This window comes from Micromonospora noduli (genome assembly GCF_003264365.1).
GTDB lineage: Bacteria > Actinomycetota > Actinomycetes > Mycobacteriales > Micromonosporaceae > Micromonospora > Micromonospora noduli.
This window is the reverse complement of the sequence record NZ_PYAK01000062.1, coordinates 13,641-34,134: the sequence shown is the minus strand read 5'-3', so window position 1 is coordinate 34,134 and position 20,494 is coordinate 13,641. Positions and strand designations below refer to the sequence as shown.

At 71.6% G+C, this 20,494-nt stretch carries 14 protein-coding genes and 1 pseudogene; 12 read left to right on the top strand and 3 right to left on the bottom strand.

Annotated elements, in window-relative coordinates:
* The 10 genes and pseudogenes from GUI43_RS28820 to GUI43_RS28780 all read left to right on the top strand — a co-directional run.
* Positions 1–328: pseudogene (locus tag GUI43_RS28820) on the top strand (DNA polymerase Y family protein); the annotation flags it as partial.
* A 33-nt stretch (positions 329–361) separates the two neighbouring features.
* Complete coding sequence (locus GUI43_RS28815) at positions 362–3,748, top strand: error-prone DNA polymerase (RefSeq protein WP_112700208.1); 3,387 nt, start codon at positions 362–364, stop codon at positions 3,746–3,748.
* Positions 3,749–3,845: 97 nt separating this feature from the next.
* Complete coding sequence (locus GUI43_RS28810; RefSeq protein WP_112582764.1) at positions 3,846–5,195, top strand: extracellular solute-binding protein; 1,350 nt, start codon at positions 3,846–3,848, stop codon at positions 5,193–5,195.
* 6 nt (positions 5,196–5,201) lie between these two features.
* Complete coding sequence (locus GUI43_RS28805; protein ID WP_112700207.1) at positions 5,202–6,149, top strand: carbohydrate ABC transporter permease; 948 nt, start codon at positions 5,202–5,204, stop codon at positions 6,147–6,149.
* On the top strand, positions 6,146–6,322 hold the full coding sequence (locus GUI43_RS34055; protein ID WP_167362520.1) for a hypothetical protein: 177 nt from the start codon (positions 6,146–6,148) through the stop codon (positions 6,320–6,322). Before GUI43_RS28805 ends, GUI43_RS34055 begins: the two co-directional genes overlap by 4 nt.
* Positions 6,319–7,242 carry a carbohydrate ABC transporter permease gene (locus tag GUI43_RS28800; protein WP_112700206.1) on the top strand — a complete coding sequence of 308 codons (924 nt, stop codon included), beginning with the start codon at positions 6,319–6,321 and terminating at the stop codon, positions 7,240–7,242. Before GUI43_RS34055 ends, GUI43_RS28800 begins: the two co-directional genes overlap by 4 nt.
* 4 nt (positions 7,243–7,246) lie before the next feature.
* Positions 7,247–8,014, top strand: coding sequence for a methyltransferase domain-containing protein (locus GUI43_RS28795; protein WP_091407658.1), 768 nt, complete (start codon positions 7,247–7,249; stop codon positions 8,012–8,014).
* Positions 8,011–9,183, top strand: a complete 1,173-nt coding sequence (locus GUI43_RS28790) for an alkaline phosphatase family protein (protein WP_112582761.1) — start codon at positions 8,011–8,013, stop codon at positions 9,181–9,183. The genes GUI43_RS28795 and GUI43_RS28790 overlap by 4 nt, the downstream gene beginning before the upstream one ends.
* Before the next feature lie 62 nt (positions 9,184–9,245).
* Positions 9,246–10,505 carry a DNA polymerase IV gene (locus GUI43_RS28785; RefSeq protein WP_112605076.1) on the top strand — a complete coding sequence of 420 codons (1,260 nt, stop codon included), beginning with the start codon at positions 9,246–9,248 and terminating at the stop codon, positions 10,503–10,505.
* A gap of 116 nt (positions 10,506–10,621) precedes the next feature.
* Positions 10,622–11,020, top strand: a complete 399-nt coding sequence (locus GUI43_RS28780) for an SCO2097 family morphological protein (protein WP_088988398.1) — start codon at positions 10,622–10,624, stop codon at positions 11,018–11,020.
* Positions 11,021–11,363: 343 nt separating this feature from the next.
* Here GUI43_RS28780 and GUI43_RS28775 read toward each other — a convergent pair whose 3' ends face one another.
* Genes GUI43_RS28775 through GUI43_RS28765 form a run of 3 tightly spaced genes read right to left on the bottom strand, consistent with a single transcriptional unit; the run spans position 11,364 to position 16,207 of the window.
* Positions 11,364–13,835 carry a transglutaminase TgpA family protein gene (locus GUI43_RS28775; RefSeq protein ID WP_112582759.1) on the bottom strand — a complete coding sequence of 824 codons (2,472 nt, stop codon included), beginning with the start codon at positions 13,833–13,835 and terminating at the stop codon, positions 11,364–11,366.
* A gap of 16 nt (positions 13,836–13,851) precedes the next feature.
* A complete protein-coding gene (locus tag GUI43_RS28770; RefSeq protein ID WP_112582758.1) occupies positions 13,852–15,150 on the bottom strand; it encodes a DUF58 domain-containing protein in 1,299 nt (432 codons plus the stop codon).
* Position 15,151: 1 nt separating this feature from the next.
* Positions 15,152–16,207 (bottom strand): AAA family ATPase, encoded by a 1,056-nt coding sequence (locus tag GUI43_RS28765; protein WP_091407670.1) that lies wholly within the window; start codon positions 16,205–16,207, stop codon positions 15,152–15,154.
* 273 nt (positions 16,208–16,480) lie between these two features.
* Between GUI43_RS28765 and GUI43_RS28760 the strand changes: the two genes are divergently transcribed.
* Positions 16,481–17,272, top strand: coding sequence for a cysteine hydrolase family protein (locus tag GUI43_RS28760; protein ID WP_112700205.1), 792 nt, complete (start codon positions 16,481–16,483; stop codon positions 17,270–17,272).
* A gap of 218 nt (positions 17,273–17,490) precedes the next feature.
* A complete protein-coding gene (leuS, locus tag GUI43_RS28755) occupies positions 17,491–20,331 on the top strand; it encodes a leucine--tRNA ligase (RefSeq protein ID WP_112700204.1) in 2,841 nt (946 codons plus the stop codon).
* The last annotated feature ends 163 nt before the right edge of the window (positions 20,332–20,494 follow it).

Genomic DNA, 20,494 nt, shown 5'->3' with positions numbered 1-20,494 from the left:
TCCGCCGTGGCCGGGCCGGCTGCCGGCGCCCGCGCCGGCGGTGGTGCTGCCCAGTCCGCTCGCGGCGACGGTGCACGACGCCGCCGGTGAGCCGGTGGTGATCAGCGCGCGGTTGGCGGTGAGCGCCCCACCGGCTCGGCTGGTGGTCGGCACCGGCCAGCCGGCGGAGATCGTGGGCTGGGCCGGCCCGTGGCCGGTGGACGAGCGGTGGTGGGCGCCGGTCGAGGCCCGCCGCCGGGCCCGGTTCCAGGTCAGCCTGGCCGACGGTGCCGCCCTGCTGCTGGCCGTGGAGGCCGGGCAGTGGTTGGTGGAGGCGATCTATGACTGAGCCGGTGCTCACCAGGTCGGAGGTGGATGCTCGATGAGCTTCCACAATCCGAAGATGCCCTGGTCGGAGCTGGAGCGGGTGCTCTCCGGGCGGGCCAGTGGCGGCTCCGGCCGGTCGGGCGGTGGGCGTTCGCGCGAGGAGCGGCACCTGCACGTGGTGGACCCGCTCGCCGTGGACGCCGATGGCGGCGACTCCCCGGCCTGGAGCCGCCGTCGCGAGCAGTACCAGCCACCGGAGCTGACCCGCCCCGACGGCGTGGTGCCCTACGCGGAGCTGCACGCGCACACCAACTTCAGCTTCCTCGACGGCGCCAGCCACCCGGAGGAGCTGGCCGAGGAGGCGGCCCGGCTGGGGCTCACCGCGCTCGCCGTCACCGACCACGACGGCTTCTACGGGGTGGTCCGCTTCGCCGAGGCGGCTCGTACGCTGGGCCTGCCGACCATCTTCGGCGCGGAGCTGTCCCTCGGCCTGCCCGGCCCGCAGAACGGCGAGCCCGACCCGCACGGCGCGCACCTGCTGGTGCTCGCGCACGGCCACGAGGGGTACGCCCGGCTGGCCACCACCATCGCCCGCGCCCAGCTACGCGGCGGGGAGAAGGGCCGCCCGGATTACGGGGACCTGGAGGAGGTCGCCGCCGAGCTGCGTGACCATGTGCTGGTGCTGACCGGCTGCCGCAAGGGGCACGTGCCGGGGGCGCTGCTCACCGAGGGGGTGGACGCGGCGGCCCGCGAGTTGGACCGGCTGACCGCGCTCTTCGGCGCGGAGACGGTGGCCGTGGAGCTGACCGACCACGGCCATCCCATCGACGCCGACCGTAACGACGCGCTCGCCGAGTTGGCCGCCGCGGCCGGGTTGCCGACGGTGGCCAGCAACAATGTGCACTACGCCAGCCCTGGCCGGCGTCGGCTGGCCACCACCGTCGCCGCGGTCCGGGCCCGACGCAGCCTGGACGAGATCGACGGCTGGTTGCCCGCGGCGGCCACCGCCCACCTGCGCAGCGGCGCGGAGATGGCGGTCCGGTTCGCCGCGTACCCGGGTGCGGTGGCGCGGGCCGCCGAGTTCGGCGCCGAGTTGGCCTTCGACCTCCAGCTCGTCGCGCCGCAGCTACCGGCGTACCCGGTGCCGCCGGGGCACACCGAGATGAGCTGGCTGCGGAAGCTGACAGCTGACGGGGCGCACGAGCGCTACGGCCCCCCGCAGGCGCACCCGACGGCGTACGCGCAACTCGAGCACGAACTGAACATGATCGAGGAGCTGGGTTTCCCCGGCTACTTCCTGGTGGTCTACGACATCGTCACGTTCTGCCGTGACCAGGACATCTACTGCCAGGGTCGGGGTTCGGCGGCCAACTCGGCGGTCTGCTACGCGTTGCGGATCACCAATGTGGACGCGGTCCGGCATCAACTGCTCTTCGAGCGGTTCCTCGCCCCGGAACGGGACGGCCCACCCGACATCGACGTGGACATCGAGTCCGACCGCCGGGAGGAGGTGATCCAGCACGTCTACACCCGCTACGGCCGGGAGCACGCCGCCCAGGTCGCCAACGTCATCTCCTACCGCCCTCGGTCGGCAGTGCGGGACGTGGCCAAGGCCTTCGGCTACTCGCCGGGGCAGCAGGACGCCTGGAGCAAGCAGATCGACAGGTGGGGCTCGGTCGCCACTGTCGATGTCGAGAACATCCCCGAGCAGGTGGTGGAGTACGCCAACGAGTTGCAGACGTTCCCGCGGCACCTGGGCATCCACTCCGGCGGCATGGTGATCTGCGACCGGCCGGTGATCGAGGTCTGCCCGGTGGAGTGGGGGCGGATGCCCGGGCGCAGCGTCCTGCAGTGGGACAAGGACGACTGCGCCGCTGTGGGCCTGGTCAAGTTCGACCTGCTCGGCCTGGGCATGCTCTCCGCCCTGCACTACGGCTACGACATGATCGGGTCCCGGCTCGACCTGGGCGACATGACCCTGGACGACCCGGAGGTCTACGACATGCTCTGCCGGGCCGACTCGGTCGGGGTGTTCCAGGTGGAGAGTCGGGCCCAGATGGCCACCCTGCCCCGACTCAAGCCCCGCGAGTTCTACGACCTCGTGGTCGAGGTGGCGCTGATCCGCCCCGGCCCGATCCAGGGCGGTTCGGTGCACCCGTTCATCCGGCGCAAGAACGGCCAGGAGCCGGTGACCTTCGCGCACCCGCTGATGCGCAACGCCCTGGAGAAGACCCTGGGTGTGCCGCTGTTCCAGGAACAGCTGATGCAGCTCGCCATCGACCTGGCCGGCTTCGACGCGGCCGAGGCCGACCAGTTGCGCCGGGCGATGGGCGCCAAACGCTCGGTCGAACGGATGACCCGGATCGCCGACCGGCTCTACGCCGGAATGGCCGAGCGGGGCATCACCGGTGAGCTGGCCGACGACGTCTACCGCAAACTCACCGCGTTCGCCAGCTACGGCTTCCCGGAGAGCCACGCGATGAGCTTCGCCTACCTGGTCTACGCCAGCTCCTGGCTCAAGCGTTACCACCCCGCGCCGTTCCTGGCCGCGCTGCTCAACGCCCAGCCGATGGGTTTCTACTCGCCGCAGACCCTTGTCGACGACGCCCGCCGGCACGGGGTGGAGGTCCGTCGTCCGGACATCAACGCCAGCGGTGCGCTGGCGGTGCTGGAGTCGACCCCGGAGACCCGGTGGGGCAGCGGGCCGGGGGAGCCGCCGCACGCCTGGGGGCTGGGCGGCCCCACCGTCCGGCTCGGCCTGTCCAGTGTGCGGACCCTCGGTGCCGACGTGGCCGAACGGATCGAGGCCGAACGGGTCGCCGGTGGGCCGTACCGGGACATGCCGGATGTGGCCCGGCGGCTCGGTCTCACCGCCGCGCAGCTGGAGGCGTTGGCCACCGCGGACGCCTTCGCCTGTTTCGGGCTGACCCGGCGGCAGGCGCTGTGGGCCGCCGGTGCGGCGGCCCAGGACCGGCCGGGTCGGCTGCCCGGCACGGTGACCGGCGCGGCGGCGCCCACGCTGCCCGGGATGGAGGCGGTGGACCGGCTGGTCGCCGACGTGTGGGCCACCGGGTTGTCGCCGGAGAGCCACCCCGCCCGGTTCATCCGGGGTCAGCTCGACGTGCTCGGCGCGGTGCCGATCGCCCGGCTCGGCCGGGTGGAGCCGGGGCAACGAATCCGGGTCGGTGGCATCGTCACCCACCGGCAACGCCCGGCGACCGCGGGCGGGGTCACCTTCCTCAACCTGGAGGACGAGACGGGGATGCTCAACGTCACCTGTTCGCCAGGGTTGTGGCAGCGCTACCGGCGGGTGGCGCGGACCAGCGCCGCGCTGGTGGTCCGAGGGCGGTTGCAGCGGCACGAGGGGGTGACCAACCTGGTCGCCGACCGGTTGGACGCCATCGAGCCACCGGTCAGCCCCGCCTCCCGTGACTTCCGGTGACCTTTCGGCTACCGAAACCTCACGTTTGAGATTCGCGCAATGAGGAGAAGTGCAGGTCACGCGGGCGGTGTGGCCGGCGTGAACTCGGGAGGGACACATGTCACGGATACTGCGGGCGACGGTGTTCGCCGGGGCGCTCACTCTGGCGATCAGCGGCTGCGGGGGAGTCGGCGGCGGCAGTGACGAGGGCGGGGGCACCGCCACCAAGGGCGCGCTCAGCACCATGGGTTTCGGCTTCTCCGACGAGATCGCCACCACCCGCATCGAGGCGTTCAAGCGGGACAACCCGGACGTCGAGCTGAAGGTCACCGAGGGCGCGTTCGACGAGCAGCAGTTCCTCTCCGCGGTCGCCTCCGGAAACCCGCCGGACCTGGTCTACATGGACCGCAAGCTGATCGGCACGTACGCCAAGCGGGGCGCCATCCAGCCGCTGACCCAGTGCGTCGACAAGCAGGACATCGACCTGGGGCAGTACCGGCCCGCCGCCCGTGAGCAGGTCACCCTGGACGGCACCGTCTACGGCATCCCGGAGTTCTCCACCGTCCGGGTGGTCTACCTCAACGAGGGGCTGCTCAAGAAGGCCGGACTCACCGCCGACCAGGTCAACCTGGCCGACTGGGCCGCGCTGCCCGCGCTCAACGCCAAGCTGGCCTCGGTCTCCGGTGGTCGGCTCGACCGGATCGGCATCGACCCGAAGATCCCCGAGTTCCTGCCGATGTGGGCCAAGGCCAACGGCGTCGACATGCTCTCCGCCGACGGTCGCGCCGCCAAGCTGGACGATCCCAAGGTGATCGAGGCGTTGACCACCGGGGTCAACCTGATCCAGCAGCAGGGTGGCTGGGGCGCCTTCAAGTCGTTCCGGGACACCTTCGACTTCTTCGGCGCCCAGAACCCGCTGTCGAAGAACCAGATCGTGGCGTGGCCCATGGAGGAGTGGTTCCTCAACCAGGCCGCCAAGAACTCCCCGAACGCCGAGTTGGTGGTCAAGCCGTTCGTGGACCGGCAGGGCAAGCCGCTGACCCAGTCCGCCGGGCAGGCCTGGGTGATCACCAAGGGCGCGAAGAACCCGGACGCCGCGTGCGCGTTCGTCAAGAAGATGACCGCCACCGACACCTGGCTGGCCGCCGCGAAGGCCCGGGTGGATGCGCGCAAGGCCGCCGGCCAGCCGTTCACCGGCGTCTACACCGCCAACGCCGAGGCCGACAAGAAGATCTTCGACGAGCTGTACCAGCCGACCGGCAACAAGCGTTTCGACGACGCGGTGGCGACCATCCGTTCGGTGCAGGACGCCGCGTTCGCGCTGCCCGCCTCGCCGGCCGGCGCCGAGTTCGACAAGGCGTACTACGACGCGGTGAACCGGGTCCTGGCCGGCCAGGAACAGCCGGCGCAGGCGTTGCAGCGAGCGCAGCGGGAGGCCACCGCGGCGCTCGACAAGGCCGCGAAGTAACCCACGATGGCCACCGTCACCCCTCCCGTCCCGGGCCGGCGGCACCGTACGCCGCTGGCCCGGCGGGAGGCCCGCTGGGCGTACCTCTTCCTGGCGCCCTGGATTATCGGGTTTCTGATCTTCTACGCCGGGCCGATGCTCGCCAGCCTCTGGTTGAGCTTCACCGAGTACGACGTGATCAACCCACCGCAGTACACCGGGCTGGACAACTACCGGCAGCTGATGAGCGATCCGGCGGTGGCCCGTAGTCTCGGCAACACTGTCTACTACACGGCGCTGCACGTCCCGCTGGTGATGCTCATCTCGCTGGGGCTGGCGCTGCTGCTCAAGCGGGTCGGCCGGTTGCAGGGCTTCTTCCGGACCGTCTTCTACCTGCCGGTGATGACCCCGGCGGTGGCGGTCGGGATCCTGTTCCTGCTGCTGCTCAACACCCAGGACGGCCTGATCAACCGCGCGCTGGGCCTGGTCGGGATCGCGGGTCCGAGTTGGACCACCGACCCGCACTGGGTGATGCCCGGCATCATCCTGATGAGCCTGTGGAGTCTCGGCTCCACTGTGATCATCTACCTGGCCGCGTTGCAGAACGTGCCCCGTGACCTGTACGAGGCGGCGGCCATCGACGGCGCCGGCTCCTGGGCCCGGTTCCGTTCGGTCACCCTGCCGATGATCTCGGGCGCGCTGTTCTTCACGTTGATCGTCAACACGATCGCGTCGCTGCAGATGTTCACCGAGGTCTACACCATGTACTTCGGCAACCGGGAGACCCAGAACACGTTCAACAGCGACGCGGCCAGTTTCTACGTCATTCACCTGTTCCAGGAGGCGTTCCAGTTCCTGCACATGGGCTTCGCCTCGGCGATGGCGTGGCTACTTTTCGTGATCATCTTGATCATCACTCTGATACAGGTGAAACTCAGCAACCGGTTCGTGTACTACGAGGGAGAAGACAAGTGACGGGCATGATGGGCCACAACGGCGTGGCCAACGCGCGACGGACCCGACTGACCAACGGTTGGGTACCCGAGCAGCACCTTGAGCCGCGCGAGTACCAGATCACCGATGGTCCGGTGGCCAACGCCCGACGGTCTCGGGCGGAGGAGGATCCAGCAGCCGGGGACCAGTCGTGACGACAGCCGTCGAACGGGGCGCCGCCGCACCGGTACCCGGCCTCCAGCCGGGCCGGTCGGCGGCGCGCCGCCCGCCCACCGAGCCGGCCCGCCGGCCGATCTGGCATCGGATGTTGTTCGTGGCGGCGCTGGTCGGCGCCGCTGTGCTCTTCATGCTGCCGTTCGTCTGGCTGGTCAGCGCCTCGTTACGCCCCCGCGAGTACGTCTTCGCCCCCGGCTTCCTGCCCGTTCCGTTCGCCCCGGAGAACTACGCCGAGGCGTGGCAGGCCGTGCCGCTGCTGACCTGGTTCGGCAACAGTGTGCTGGTCGGGGTGGCCGCCGCCGCCGCGGTGACCCTCTCCAGCGCCTGGGTGGCGTTCGGCTTCGCCTACTTCCGGTTCCCCGGCCGCAACCTGCTCTTCGGGCTGGTGCTGGCGACGATGATGTTGCCGTTCGCGGTCACCATGATCCCCACGTACCTGATCTGGTCGAACCTGGGGTTGACCGACACCCAGGTGCCGCTCTGGGCCGGCAACCTGTTCGGTTCGGCGTTCTACATTTTCCTGCTGCGACAGTTCCTGCTCTCGCTGCCCCGGGAATACTTCGAGGCCGCCCGGATGGACGGGGCGAGCTACCCGCAGCTGTTCTGGAAGCTGGCCTTTCCGCTGATCCGGCCGGCGCTGCTGGTCGCCTTCGTCTTCGAGTTCAAGGCCAGCTGGACGGATCTGCTCAAGCCGCTCATCTACCTGCGCAACGAGCAGCTGTACACCCTGCCGCGCGGTCTCAAGGTGGTGCTGGACCGGTTCGGTTACGGCGGTGAGCAACAGTGGGAGGTTGTGCTCGCCGGCAGCGTGCTGGCCACCCTCCCGATGATCATTCTGTTCTTCCTGGCACAGCGGCACTTCGTCGAGGGCATCGCCACCACCGGCCGCAAGGGCTGACCGGGTGACTAGGCTCGACCGGGTGGAGCAGACCCGAGGCCGGTTCGCCGAGCCGCCGCTGACACCCCGTACCGCCGTGATCTGGTCGGTGCTCCGCGCCGAGCTGGACCGGCGCGGCGATGCCGAGCTCACAGTGCTGGACGTGGGCGGTGGCACCGGCGGTTTCGCCGTTCCGCTGGCCCGCGCCGGGCATCGGGTCACCGTCGTCGACGCCAGCCCCGACGCGCTCGCCGCGCTCACCCGCCGCGCCGCCGAGGCCGGGGTGGCCGACCGGATCGCCGCCGTACAGGGCGACGGTGACGCCCTCGCCGGGCTGGTCGAGCCGGCCGGCGTCGACCTGGTGCTCTGCCACGCCGTCCTGGAGGTGGTCGACGACCCGACGCCGGTGGTGACCGCGCTGGCCACCGCGCTGCGCCCCGGTGGCGCGGCCAGTGTGCTGGTGGCCGGCCGGGCCGCCGCCGTGCTGGGTCGCGCGATGAACGGTCACCTGGACGTCGCGACCACCCTGGCCGCCGATCCGGCCGGCACCGCGGGCCCCCGCGACACGCTGCGCCGACGCTACGACGCCCCCGGCGCCGCCGCGCTGCTCGGCGCCGCCGGGCTGGTGGTCGAGGAGATCCACGGGGTACGCGTGCTGGCCGACCTGCTGCCGGCCGCGGTCGCCGACGGGCAGTCCGCCGCTGTGGTCGAGCTGGAACGTGCGCTGGCCGCCCAACCGCCGTACCGGGACCTGGCCGCCCAACTGCACCTGTTCGCCCGCCGGCCGGCATGACCGCCGAGCCCGGTGGCCGGCCGGCGCCGCTGGAGATCCTCGGGCCGGGCCATGGCGGCGGCCGCCTCGCCGACGTGCTGCCCAGCGCGCTGGCCGTGCTCGGGGTGCCCGGCGCGACCGACCCGCTCGGGCTCCGGCCCGCCCTGGCCGGGGTACGCCGGATCGCCGTGCTGCTCGTCGACGGGCTCGGGTGGTACCAGCTGCCGACCGCGGCGCCGTACGCGCCGACTATCGCCGGGCTCGCCGCGACGGTGGCCCGGCCGCTCATCGCCGGTTTCCCGTCCACCACCCCGACCAGCCTGGTGTCACTGGGCACCGGTGTCGCTCCGGGCGCGCACGGCGTGCTCGGCTTCACCGTGCGGGTGCCCGGCACCGATCGGGTGCTCACCCACACCGACTGGGCCGCCGATCCGTCGCCGCTGCGCTGGCAGCCGGTGCCCACTCAGTTGGAGCGGGCCCGCGCCGCCGGGGTGACGACGAGCGTGGTGAGTCGGCCGGAGTTCGGCGGCAGCGGGTTGACAGTGGCCGCCAACCGGGGTGGCGACTTCCGGGGCGCCGCCGGCGGGGACGCGGTGGCCACCGCCATGCTGGCCGCGCTGGCCTCCGGGGCCGGGCCCACAGTGGTCTCCGGCTACCACGCCGACCTGGACCGGCACGGCCACGTCAGCGGCGTCGACTCGGCACCCTGGCGGGAGGCCGCCACCGAGGTGGACGCCCTGGTCGCCCGACTGGTCGACGGGCTGCCGCCGGACGCGGCGCTGCTGGTGACCGCCGACCACGGGCAGCTCGACATCCCTGCCGCGCACCGATTCGACCTGGACACCGATCCGCGACTGCGCGCCGGCGTGCGGTTGGTGGCCGGCGAGGCCCGGGTGCGTTACCTGCACGTCGAGCCGGGCGCTGTCGACGACGTGCGGGCCGCCTGGTCGGAGGTGCTGGGCACCACGGCCCGGGTACGCACCCGCGACGAGGTGGTGGCCACCGGCTGGTTCGGGCCGGTGCCCGAGGAGCACCTGGGCCGGATCGGCGACGTGGTGGTGATCTGCAACGACACGTACGCGGTCATGGCCAGTCGCACCGAACGGCCGATGGCGTCGAAGTTGGTGGCCTACCACGGGTCGGACACCGCGGCGGAGCTGACCGTGCCGCTGCTGGTCGTCCGGGGGTGACCCGGGGGTGGTTCGGCCCGCTGGCCGATGGTGGTGTCGTACCTCCGGGTTAACCTGCCGGGATGGGCCGCAGTCAGTCGTTGCCCCGGGGCGACGATCCGCGCTTCGGGCCGGACGCCGACGACTCCGCCAGCCCGATCCTGCACGTCGACATGGACGCCTTCTTCGCCGCCGTCGAGGTGCGTCGCCGCCCCGAGCTGCGCGGCCGGCCCGTGATCGTCGGCGGCATCGGCCCGCGCGGGGTGGTCAGCTCGGCCAGCTACGAGGCCCGCCGGTACGGCGTCCGCAGCGCGATGCCGACCAGTCAGGCCAGGGCCCGCTGCCCCCACGCGGTCTATCTGCCGCCGGATTTCTCCGCCTACACGGCCGCCTCCCGGGCCGTCATGCAGATCTTCCGGGACGTCACGCCGCTGGTCGAGCCGCTCTCCCTCGACGAGGCGTTCCTCGACGTGACCGGCGCCCGTCGGCTCTTCGGCTCCCCGGCCACCATCGCCCGGCTGATCCGTCGCCGGGTCGCCGACGAGCAGGCGCTGACCTGCTCGGTCGGGGTGGCGCCGACCAAGTTCGTGGCCAAGCTGGGCTCCACCCGGGCCAAGCCGGACGGCCTGCTGGTCGTGCCCCCGGGGCAGGTGCTCGACTTCCTTCACCCGCTGCCGGTGGACGCCCTGTGGGGGGTGGGGGAGCGCGCCGCCGAGGCGCTACGCCGGCTCGGCCTGACCACCGTCGGCGACCTCGCCGAGGCGCCGGTGGGCATGCTCCGCCGAGCCGTCGGTGCCGCCTCGGCGTCGCACCTGCACGAGTTGGCCTGGGGGCGCGACCCGCGTGGGGTCAGCCCCGAGCACGTCGACAAGTCGATCGGCGCCGAGGTGACCTTCGACGTCGACGTGGCAGACCCGTTGGAGATCCGCCGTGCGTTGCTCGCGCTCAGCGCGAAGGTCGGCGTCCGGTTGCGCGGCTCCGAGCAGGTCGGGCGCACCGTCTCACTCAAGGTCCGGCTGGCCGACTTCCGCACCGTCAGCCGATCTCGCACCCTCGACGTTCCCACCGACACCGCTCGCGAGATGTTCGACACGGTCTGGGCGCTCTACACCGCGTTGGACCCGGGCGAGCGGATCCGACTCGTCGGTGTCCGGGTGGAAGGACTCGCCCCGGCGCAGGGCGCTCCCCGGCAACTCACCCTCGGCGCGCCCGAGCGTGGCTGGCGCGAGGCGGAAGCCGCCGCGGACGCCGCGGCTGCCCGTTTCGGGCGGTCCGTCATAGGTCCGGCCAGTCTGATGGGCGACCGTGATCCCCGTCGAAACGAAAATCCACCCCGCCCATAGGTCGTCCCGCTTTCCGACGCGCGACCCCCCTCGTAGACTTGCGGGTAAGCAGCCGGTTGGCTGCCACGGTCTGTCGGCCCGAGTGGGCCCGACCAACGTGACCGGGGAGGAGTGCCGTGCCGCTCTCGGAGCACGAGCAGCGGCTGTTCGAGCAGATCGAGCGGTCGCTTGCCGAGGACCCCAAATTCGCCTCGGCCGTGCGCGCCAGCGATCCGCGCTTCCATGCGCGGCGTCGCCTGCTCGTCGCCGCCGGCGTCATCATCGCTGGCTTGGCTCTACTGGTCTATGGCGCGGTGATCAAGACTCCACCACTGGCGGTGGCGGGCTTCGTCGTCATGCTGGCGTCAGCCGCGTTCGCGGTGCAGTCGCACCGGCGGGCGCAGTCACCCGACCTGCACGTGGTGGGCGGCACGACGAGTCGTCGTCGTCCCCGCGGTGGCCGATCCGGTCGCCGGTCGTCACTCCTGGACCGCATGGAGGACAGGTGGCGGCAGCGCCCGGAGGGGCACCGCTGAGCCGGTCCCGCCGCTGAGGCGGGCCGTACGCCGCGACGAGCGGTCGCCGGGCACAGCCCCGGCGACCTCCGGCGTATCCGCGCGCCCTTCCACGGCCTCCAGCTCTCCGCAGGGCCACTCTCCGCATGATCGTGCTCGGTCCTGGATGTAGTGGCATCGTGCGCCAGGTTCCTGGATCAAGCACGATCTTGGGTGGTCGTTGAGCCGCCGCTCCATGCCCGGCCCGGCGTCGCCACCCCCACGCCACCCATGATCACTTGATGGTGTGCAGTCGCGAGAACCTATCGGCAACTACCGGTCATCAAGTGATCATGAGTGGCGGAGTGGGCGGGTCGGGTTTTGGTCAGCGGGCGGCCCGGTCGGCCAGCAGCCGTCGAGGGTTCCACCGCAGCAGTCGGTACCGGGCCTGCCCGGTGAGCGCCACCATCCGGCTGGACCTGTCGGCCATGGTGGTGCGCCAGCGCAGCAGCACCGAGGGCGGCAGCACGGCGGCGAGCAGGCGGGTCCGTCGGTCCGCCCGTGTGGCGAGCGCCGCACGGACCGCGCGTAGCGCCGGCAGCAACCGCTCACCGGTCAGCGGATCCCGCGCGTAGCGGGCCCGCTCCTCTGCCCGGCCGAGCAGCCGCGCCGACCCGATCGCGTCGTCATCGTCGAGGGCGTCCCGGACAAGCCGGTCCGCGGTCGCCCTGGGCGTCTCGGTCGGATCGACCGGGACCCGGAAGTCCACAAGCGTGTCAAGCAGCTCCGCCCAGGCGGCGTGGGCGTCCGCGCGGGCCCGGTTGGCGTCCGCGTTGACCACCACCGGACGTGCCCCCGGCTCGCTGTCGCCGCCGACAGTGGCGGAGGCCATCACCCCGCTCGCCGCGCGGCCACTGCGTCGGCGGCGTAGGGCCATCCGGCGCAGCGCGGGCACCGCGAGCAGCACCAGCAGGGCCACCAGGCCCGCTGCCCACCAGGGCCAGACCGGTGGCTGCTCGTTCGGCGTCGTCCCGCCGAGAGAGAGCCCGCTGTCGGTGTCCCGGTCGGCGTTGTCCGGGCCGGTCGGCTCCGCCGAGGCGCCCGGGTCCGTCGGGGCGCTCGTGGCGCCGGAGCTCGGGCTGGTCTCCTCCGGCGCGTCAGTGTCCGGTGCCCAGGCCGACCGGGTGGAGCCGGGCACCCCGTACGCCGGGGTCGCGTCGAACGGCACCCAACCAGCCCCGTCGAAGTAGACCTCGGTCCAGGCGTGCAGGTTGAGGTTGGTCAGCGTGAAGGTGTCACCGTCGCGCTTGCTGCCGTTGGTGAACCCGAACGCCACCCGGGCCGGGATGCCGGCCGAGCGGACCAGCCAGGCCATCGCGGCGGCGTACTGCTGGCAGTAGCCGACCTTGTTGGTCAGGAAGTTGACGATGTCCTGACCGCTGCTGCCGCTCTCGGTGCTCAACCGGTAGCTGAACCCGTTGTCCGCCGAGAAGTGCCGGTAGATCGACAGCACCCGGTCGTAGTCAGTGCGCTTGCCCTGGATCAGCCCCTTGACCAGCTCCTCCACCTCGGGCACCGGCCCGGGGGTGGCGGTCATCTGTCGGCGTACGGGGTGCTCGGTCGGCAGCGGCTTCGCGGTCCGCAACGCATCGGGCGTGAAGGTCGAGCGGACGTAGTCGAAGGAGTACTTCCGACCGCGGGAGTTCTCCCGGTTGGAGAAGACGACCTGCTGGTTGGCGTCGTAGAGCCAGTTGTCGCTGAGGTCGTCGGCGCGGGTCGGTTCGGCGTACACCGGCATCAGCGACATGCTCAGGCTCTTGGTGACCTCAACGGTCGCCTGGTAGGTGGTCTGCTGCACACCTGGACCGGCCCGGTCGGCCGGGTTCGGCAGGTCCCGGTTGACCGACCGGCCGCTGGGGTTGCGCGCCTGGAAACCAGCGGGGCGCAGCTCGTCGGCGACCGCGTAGCGCAGGTAGAACGGGCTCTGCTCGGACGTCTTCACCTTTACCAGGTCGGCCACCTGGGACTGGTTGAGCTGGCCGGCGAGCGAGGCGAACAGGTCGATCCGACCCGACGTGCCGCCCGAGCCGGACCCGTTGCCGGTGCCGTTGCCCGGCCCTCGGCTGAGCGAGTCGAGCAGCCCGCCGGTCATGCCCGGCACCGCCAGCGGCAGCACCACCGCCAGGGCCACCCCGACCGCCGCGAGCCGACGGCCGGCGGACGCCAACGGAGAGGCCTCCCACACGTCGACGTCGCGGCCATCACCGGTGAACCGGCGCCCGAAGCGGCGCACCCGGTCGACGTTGTCGGTGACCAGCAGCCAGAGGTAACCGGCGGCGCCCACCACGAACGGCACCGCGGGGACGCTGTCCACGTAGACGGCGACCGGCACCGAGTAGATGGCGAGCATCGGCAGCCCCGCCAGCGCGGGCCGGCGCAGCCCCACGGCCAGTACGTCCACCAGCACGGCGACCCCGCCGACGCCGAGCACGGCGATGAACAGCAGCGGGTCAGTGTCCGGGACCTCGACCCCGTACGAGCGCATGTCCTGCATGGAGCCGGCGAGCAGGTCGCCGAAGTACGCAAGCGTGCCCGGGGTGGGCAGGATCGCGAGCAACTCCTGGCCGCTGGGGAACAACCAGGTCAGGGCGAGCATCAGGCCGGCCAGCATGCCCAGCACCTGACCCCACAGAGGTGCCCGGGCGAGGCGGGTCAGCGCGGCCACCCCGGCCACCACGGCGACCGCGATGATGGACTCGATCAACCATGTCCAGCCCTGGAAGATGGCCGAGAGCGGCGCGGCGGCCAGCAGCGTGGCAGCGGCCGCCACCATGCCGATGTTCCGACTGCTGATCATGAGGGGAGCCTTCCGTTCATCGCACACCGCCGGCGACCGTCTCGGCCAGCGCGGCCCGCAGGGCGAACCCCTGGGCGCCCCGACCGACCTGCGGCCACAGCGCCGGCAGCCGGCCGCCGTGGTCGACGCCGACCACCCGCCAGCCACTCTGCAACATGGCGAGGACGGCGGCGGCGTGGGCGTGCTCCGCCTCGGCCCGCGCCTTCTCCGGCAGGCTGAGCCAGGTGGAGCTGTTCAGCAGGAAGCCGACGCAGGTGGCGCCGTTGCCCCGCAGCCCGGCCAGCAGCTCCGCCTCGGCGACGCTCACAGTGCCGAACAGGCCGATGATCAGACCGCCGTCGGCGCGTTGGCGGACCCGCTGCACGAGGCCGGTGACCTCGGCGCGCTGATCCAGTCGAACCTCCGCGAGGTGGTCGAGCAGCGCGCCGTCCCCGCCGGCCTCCGAGGCGTCCACATCTGCCCCCGAGCCGGTGACCAGGCGCAACTTGTAACCGGCCTGCCGCAGGTGGACGGCGATGCTCGCGGCGGCCGAGACCGACCACTCGAAACTGGCCGTCGGGCCCTCGCCCCGGTGGCCGTACGCCCGGGTGTCCAGGACGACGGTGGCACGGCTCTCCCAGGGTTGCTCCTCGCGGCGCACCATCAGCTCACCGGTGCGGGCCGTGGACTTCCAGTGCACCCGGCGCAGGTCGTCGCCGCGCCGGTACTCCCGGGTCGCCGCGTCGTCCTCGCCGTGCACCGCCACCGAGCGGGCCCGGCTGTCGCCGCTGCCCGCGTACTCCCCGGGGAGCCGGACCGACGGCAGCGGGGTGACCTGCGGGATGACCGTCAGGTGGTCGGTGCTGGGGAAGGAGCGGGTGAGTTCACAGAGGCCGAACGGGTCGGTCATCCGGACGACCAGCGGACCCACGTCGTAGCGGCCCCGCACGTCGGCCCGCACCGTGTACGCCACGGAGCTGGCCTGGTGCGCGCCGAGCCGCTCCAACACCACCCGGGGCCGGCTGCCCAGCGCGTAGGGCAGCCGGTCCTCCAGAAGCAGGGTGCCGGTCGGCAGCCGGGAGAGGTTCTGCAGTCGCAGCACCACCCGGGAGTTGGCGCCGACCGGAACCCGGTGTGGGTCCAGGGAACGGTTGCAGGCCAGCTTGTAGCGGCTCCGCCCGACGTAGGCGGCGGCCAGCAACGGCAGGATGGCCAACAGCACAGCCACCCGGAGCAGGTCCTTCTCGCCGAGGATGCCGGCCGAGATCGCCGCCGCGGCCGCAGCCGCGAGGAAGGACCGCCCGCGGGTGGTCAGCCCGCGTAGCCCGGCACGCACGTCATGGCCTCCGCGGCTCGTAGGGTGCGCGACCGTTGCCGGTGGCGGGGGGCCGGGTGTCGTACGGGTTGCGCTGCCGGTCGTGTGGCAGCGGCAGGCGGTGCACCAGCTCGGAGACGATCGCGTCGGTGGTGCGCCGGGCGAGCTGGGCGTCGGCGGTCGGGATGATCCGGTGGGCGAGCACCGGCACCGCCAGGGCCTGCAGATCGTCGGGCAGGACGTAGTCGCGGCCCTCCAGGGCGGCGACCGCCCGGGCGGTGCGCAACAGTTGCAGGGTCGCCCGGGGGGACGCGCCGAGCCGCAGGTCGGGGGCCTCGCGGGTGGCGGTGACCAGGTCGATCGCGTACTGCTTGACCGCGTCCGCCACGTGCACCTGCCGGACGGTGGCGATCAACTGCCGGACGATGGCCGCGTCGGAGACCGCGCGCAGCTCGTGCAGCGGGTCGGTGGCGCCGTGCCCGTCGAGCATGGCCAGCTCGGCGTTGGAGTCCGGGTAACCCATCGCGATGCGGGCGGTGAACCGGTCGCGCTGCGCCTCCGGCAGCGGGTAGGTCCCCTCCATCTCGATCGGGTTCTGGGTGGCGATCACCATGAACGGGGTCTGGAGCTGGTACGTCACCCCGTCGACGGTGACCTGCCGCTCCTCCATGCACTCCAGCAACGCCGACTGGGTCTTCGGCGAGGCGCGGTTGATCTCGTCGCCGACCACCAGGTTGGCGAACACGGCGCCGGGGCGGAACTCGAAGTCGTGCGTCTCCTGGTTGTAGACGCTGACCCCGGTCACGTCGCTGGGCAGCAGGTCAGGGGTGAACTGGATCCGTCGCACGGTGCAGTCGATGGACCGCGCGAGGGCCTTGGCAAGCTTGGTCTTGCCGACACCCGGGACGTCTTCGATCAGGAGGTGACCCTCGGCGAGCAGGACGGCCAGGGCGAGCCGCACGGTGGCGGTCTTACCCTCGATGACCTGCTCGATGTTGGCCACGATGGCCTCGCTGGCGGCGCGGAACTCGTCGTGCGGCAATAGGCCGCCCACCTCGTCCCAGGTCTGTTGTGTCACGGGCCTCCTCCTCGTCGCCGTCACGGCAGCTCTCTAGAGAGCACCTGGACCCGCCGTTGGGTTCGCGACGTCGAGCCTCGTTTGCCGCAGGAATCTCACTGGTCTCTCAGGCTAACCATGTTTGTCGTTATCGCCGACCCCCGCAGGTAGTCCGCCGCTTACGCACCGGAATATCCGCCCTTCGGGAGATGCGTGACCAGTCCGCACGCGGGTATCCGGTGGCCCGCCCGCATGGCCCACCGGTCGGCGGCAACGTAACCGGGGGAGAACAGCGTGTGGCGGGAGCGGGATATCTACGGGCAGGCCGACGACGGCGGCGTCCGTCTCGGAGGTGGCGTGGCGCAGTGGCGGCTGCACGCCGACCACGTCGACGTGGCGACCGGTGCCGGCGAGCGACGAGCCTGTATCGAGGCCGAGTTGCTGCCTGTCGTGGTGGACCTGGACGCGACCGCCCTGATCCTGCTCGACCTGCAGAACGACTTCTGTTCTCCGGGCGGCTGGACCGACCGGTCCGGGCTGGACCACACGGCCTGCCGGGCGGCGATCCCCGGCGCCGTACGGGCGGTGGAGGCGGCCCGCCAGCTCGGCGTACCGGTGATCTGGGTGTACTGGTACAACCGACCTGACCTGCGCAACCTCGGCGCGCCCACACTCTGGTCGTTCAAGCACCGCCTCGACCAGGCCGGCATCGGGGAGCAGTTGGACCACGGCCCGGTGCTGACCGAGGGATCGTGGGGCGCCACGCTGGTCGACGAGTTGCGGGAGCTGGTGCGTCCCGAGGACGTGCAGGTGGAGAAGTACCGGATGAACGGCTTCCATGCCACCCACCTCGATCAGGTGCTGCGCGCCCAGGGCATCCGCACCCTTCTGTTCGGCGGGGTCAACACCGACCAGTGCGTCAGCACCACTGTCGAGGACGCGTACTTTCGGGACTACGCCACGGTGCTACTGACCGACGCGACAGCCACCTCCAGCCCCGCCTACTGCAAGGACGCCGTGGTATTCAACTCCCAGCAGTGCTGGGGCTTCACCTCCGACACCGCCCGGTTCGCCGCGGCCGCGTGACCGCCTCGCGTCCTGCCTGGCGGCGGTACGTCGTCGCACCGCACGGCGAGGTACACTGCGGGGCATGGCCGGAGTCTTCCTGCTTCTTACCGGGCCGTGCTGATGCGCTGAACCCAGCGACAGCACGGCGGCCCCTCCTGCGCGAGGGGCTTTTTTGTGCCCGCCGCCGGCCCGGCCCGGTGGTGCCGAGACGAAGCGAAGCGAAGCGAGGAGAGACGATGAGTGAGGCAGCCGCACCGGCGGGCGACATTCCCCCGTTCCGGTACACCGCGGCCCTGGCCGACGAGATCGAGATTCGTTGGCAGGACACCTGGGCGCGCGAGGGCACCTTCCACGCACCGAACCCGACCGGCCCGCTGGCCGACCCGACCCACCCACGCGCCGGCGCGGAGAAGCTGTACGTGCTGGACATGTTCCCGTACCCCTCCGGGGCGGGCCTGCACGTCGGCCATCCGCTGGGCTACATCGGCACCGACTGCTACGCCCGCTACCAGCGGATGGCCGGCCGCAACGTGCTGCACGCGATGGGCTTCGACGCGTTCGGCCTGCCCGCCGAGCAGTACGCGGTGCAGACCGGCACCCACCCCCGGACCACCACGGTCGCGAACATCGAGCGGTACAAGGCGCAGCTGCGCCGGCTGGGGCTGGCGCATGACGAGCGCCGCTCGGTGGCCACCATCGACACCGACTTCTACCGCTGGACCCAGTGGATCTTCCTGCAGATCTTCAACTCCTGGTACGACAGCGACGCCGGCCGGGCCCGTCCGATCGCCGAGCTGATCGCCGAGTTCGAGGGCGGTAACCGGCCCACCCCGGACGGCCGCGCCTGGGCCGAGCTGAGCGTCGCCGAGCGCCGCCAGGTCGTCGACGACCACCGCCTGGCGTACGTCTCGCAGGCGCCGGTGAACTGGTGCCCGGGGCTGGGCACCGTGCTGGCCAACGAGGAGGTCACCGCCGACGGCCGTTCCGAGCGGGGCAACTTCCCGGTCTTCAAGCGCAACCTGAAGCAGTGGATGATGCGGATCACCGCGTACGGTGACCGGCTGCTGGACGACCTGGACAGCCTGGACTGGCCCGAGCCGATCAAGCTGATGCAGCGCAACTGGATCGGCCGCTCCACCGGCGCCCACATCGACTTCCCGACCAACGCGGCGCCGGTGCGGGTGTTCACGACCCGCCCGGACACCGTCTTCGGCGCCACCTACATGGTGCTGGCACCCGAGCACGAGCTGGTCGACACGCTGGCCCCGGCCAGCTGGCCGGACGGGACCAGGGACGCCTGGACCGGCGGGCACGCCAGCCCTCGGGAGGCTGTCGAGGCGTACCGCAAGGCGGCGGCCGCCAAGACCGACGTCGAGCGGCAGTCCGACACCAAGGAGAAGACCGGCGTCTTCATCGGCGCGTACGCCACCAACCCGGTCACCGGTGGGCAGATCCCGATCTTCATCGCCGACTACGTGCTGGCCGGCTACGGCACCGGCGCGATCATGGCGGTGCCGGCGCAGGACGAGCGGGACTGGGCGTTCGCCGAGGTCTTCGAGCTGCCCATCGTCCGTACCGTGCAGCCGGCGGAGGGCTTCGACGGCAAGGCGTACACCGGGGACGGTCCGGCGATCAACAGCGCCGCGCCCGAGCGCGGCCTGGACCTGAACGGCCTGGGGGTCGCCGACGCCAAGGCGGCGATCATCGCCTGGCTGGAGGCGAACGGGCACGGCGCCGGCGCGGTGACCTACCGGCTGCGCGACTGGCTGTTCTCCCGGCAGCGTTACTGGGGCGAACCGTTCCCGATCGTCTACGACGAGACGGGCGCGGCCATCGCCCTGCCGGAGGAGATGCTGCCGGTCGAGCTGCCGGAGGTGGACGACTTCTCCCCGAAGACGTTCGACGCCGACGACGCCAACAGCAACCCGGAGACCCCGCTGTCGCGGCGGCGCGACTGGGTCGAGGTCGAACTGGACCTGGGTGACGGGCCGAAGCGCTACACCCGGGAAACCAACGTGATGCCGCAGTGGGCCGGCTCCTGCTGGTATGAGCTGCGCTACCTGGACCCGACAAACAGCGGGCGGTTCGTCGACGCGGAGAACGAGCGGTACTGGATGGGCCCGCGCGCCGACGGTGACTGCGGGGGCACCGACCTGTACGTCGGTGGCGCCGAGCACGCCGTGCTGCACCTGCTGTACGCGCGGTTCTGGCACAAGGTGCTGTTCGACCTGGGGCACGTGTCGTCGTTCGAGCCGTTCCGCAAGCTGTTCAACCAGGGCATGATCCAGGCGTACGCGTACACCGACTCGCGCGGCAGCTACGTGCAGGCCGAAGAGGTCTTCGAGCGCGACGGCGCCTACTACCTGGGTGACCTGGCGGTCAACCGCGAGTACGGCAAGATGGGCAAGTCGCTGAAGAACGTGGTGACGCCCGACGACATGTGCGCCGCCTACGGCGCGGACACCTTCCGGGTGTACGAGATGTCGATGGGCCCGCTGGAGGTCTCCCGCCCCTGGGAGACCCGGGCGGTGGTCGGCTCGTACCGGTTCCTGCAGCGGGTGTGGCGGGCGGTCGTCGACGAGCAGACCGGCGCCCTGCGGATCACCGAGGACCCGGCCGACGAGGCGACCCGCCGGCTGCTGCACAAGGTGATCGACGGGGTCCGTGGCGACATGGACGGCATCCGGTTCAACACGGCGATCGCCAAGCTGATCGAGCTGACCAACGGGCTGACCCGACTGTCGGCCACGCCCCGTGAGGTGGCCGAGCCGCTGGTGCTGATGGTGGCGCCGTTCGCCCCGCACGTGGCCGAGGAGCTGTGGCGCAAGCTGGGCCACGACACCTCGCTGACGTACGCGGACTTCCCGACCGCCGACCCGGCGCTGCTGGTGGCAGACACGGTGACCTACCCGGTGCAGGTCAACGGCAAGGTCCGTGGCCGCATCGAGGTCCCCGCCGACGCCTCCGAGGAGAGCGTCCGCGCGGCGGCCCTGGACGCGGTGGCGGCGACCCTGAACGGCAAGGAACCGCGCAAGGTCATCGTGGTCAAGGGCCGGATGGTCTCGGTCGTCGCCTGACACCCTGTCGATCAGGGCAGCGGGCGGTCCGGCGCGAGCGACACGCACCGTGACGTCCACGGAGGCGGGCACCGCGTTGAGCGTTATGACTCAGAGGCATAAATATGCCTCTGAGTCATAACGCTCTCCGGCGCATCCGCCGCCGGTCGCCGCACAACCCGCT

What these genes read in the sequence shown, in the direction of transcription:
- GUI43_RS28815 (WP_112700208.1), top strand. Translation starts at nt 362, where the DNA reads ATGAGCTTCCACAATCCGAAGATGCCCTGGTCGGAGCTGGAGCGGGTG.
- GUI43_RS28805 (WP_112700207.1), top strand. Translation starts at nt 5,202, where the DNA reads ATGGCCACCGTCACCCCTCCCGTCCCGGGCCGGCGGCACCGTACGCCG.
- GUI43_RS28785 (WP_112605076.1), top strand. Translation starts at nt 9,246, where the DNA reads ATGGGCCGCAGTCAGTCGTTGCCCCGGGGCGACGATCCGCGCTTCGGG.
- leuS (WP_112700204.1), top strand. Translation starts at nt 17,491, where the DNA reads ATGAGTGAGGCAGCCGCACCGGCGGGCGACATTCCCCCGTTCCGGTAC.
- GUI43_RS28810 (WP_112582764.1), top strand. Translation starts at nt 3,846, where the DNA reads ATGTCACGGATACTGCGGGCGACGGTGTTCGCCGGGGCGCTCACTCTG.
- GUI43_RS28790 (WP_112582761.1), top strand. Translation starts at nt 8,011, where the DNA reads ATGACCGCCGAGCCCGGTGGCCGGCCGGCGCCGCTGGAGATCCTCGGG.
- GUI43_RS28775 (WP_112582759.1), bottom strand. Translation starts at nt 13,835, where the DNA reads ATGATCAGCAGTCGGAACATCGGCATGGTGGCGGCCGCTGCCACGCTG.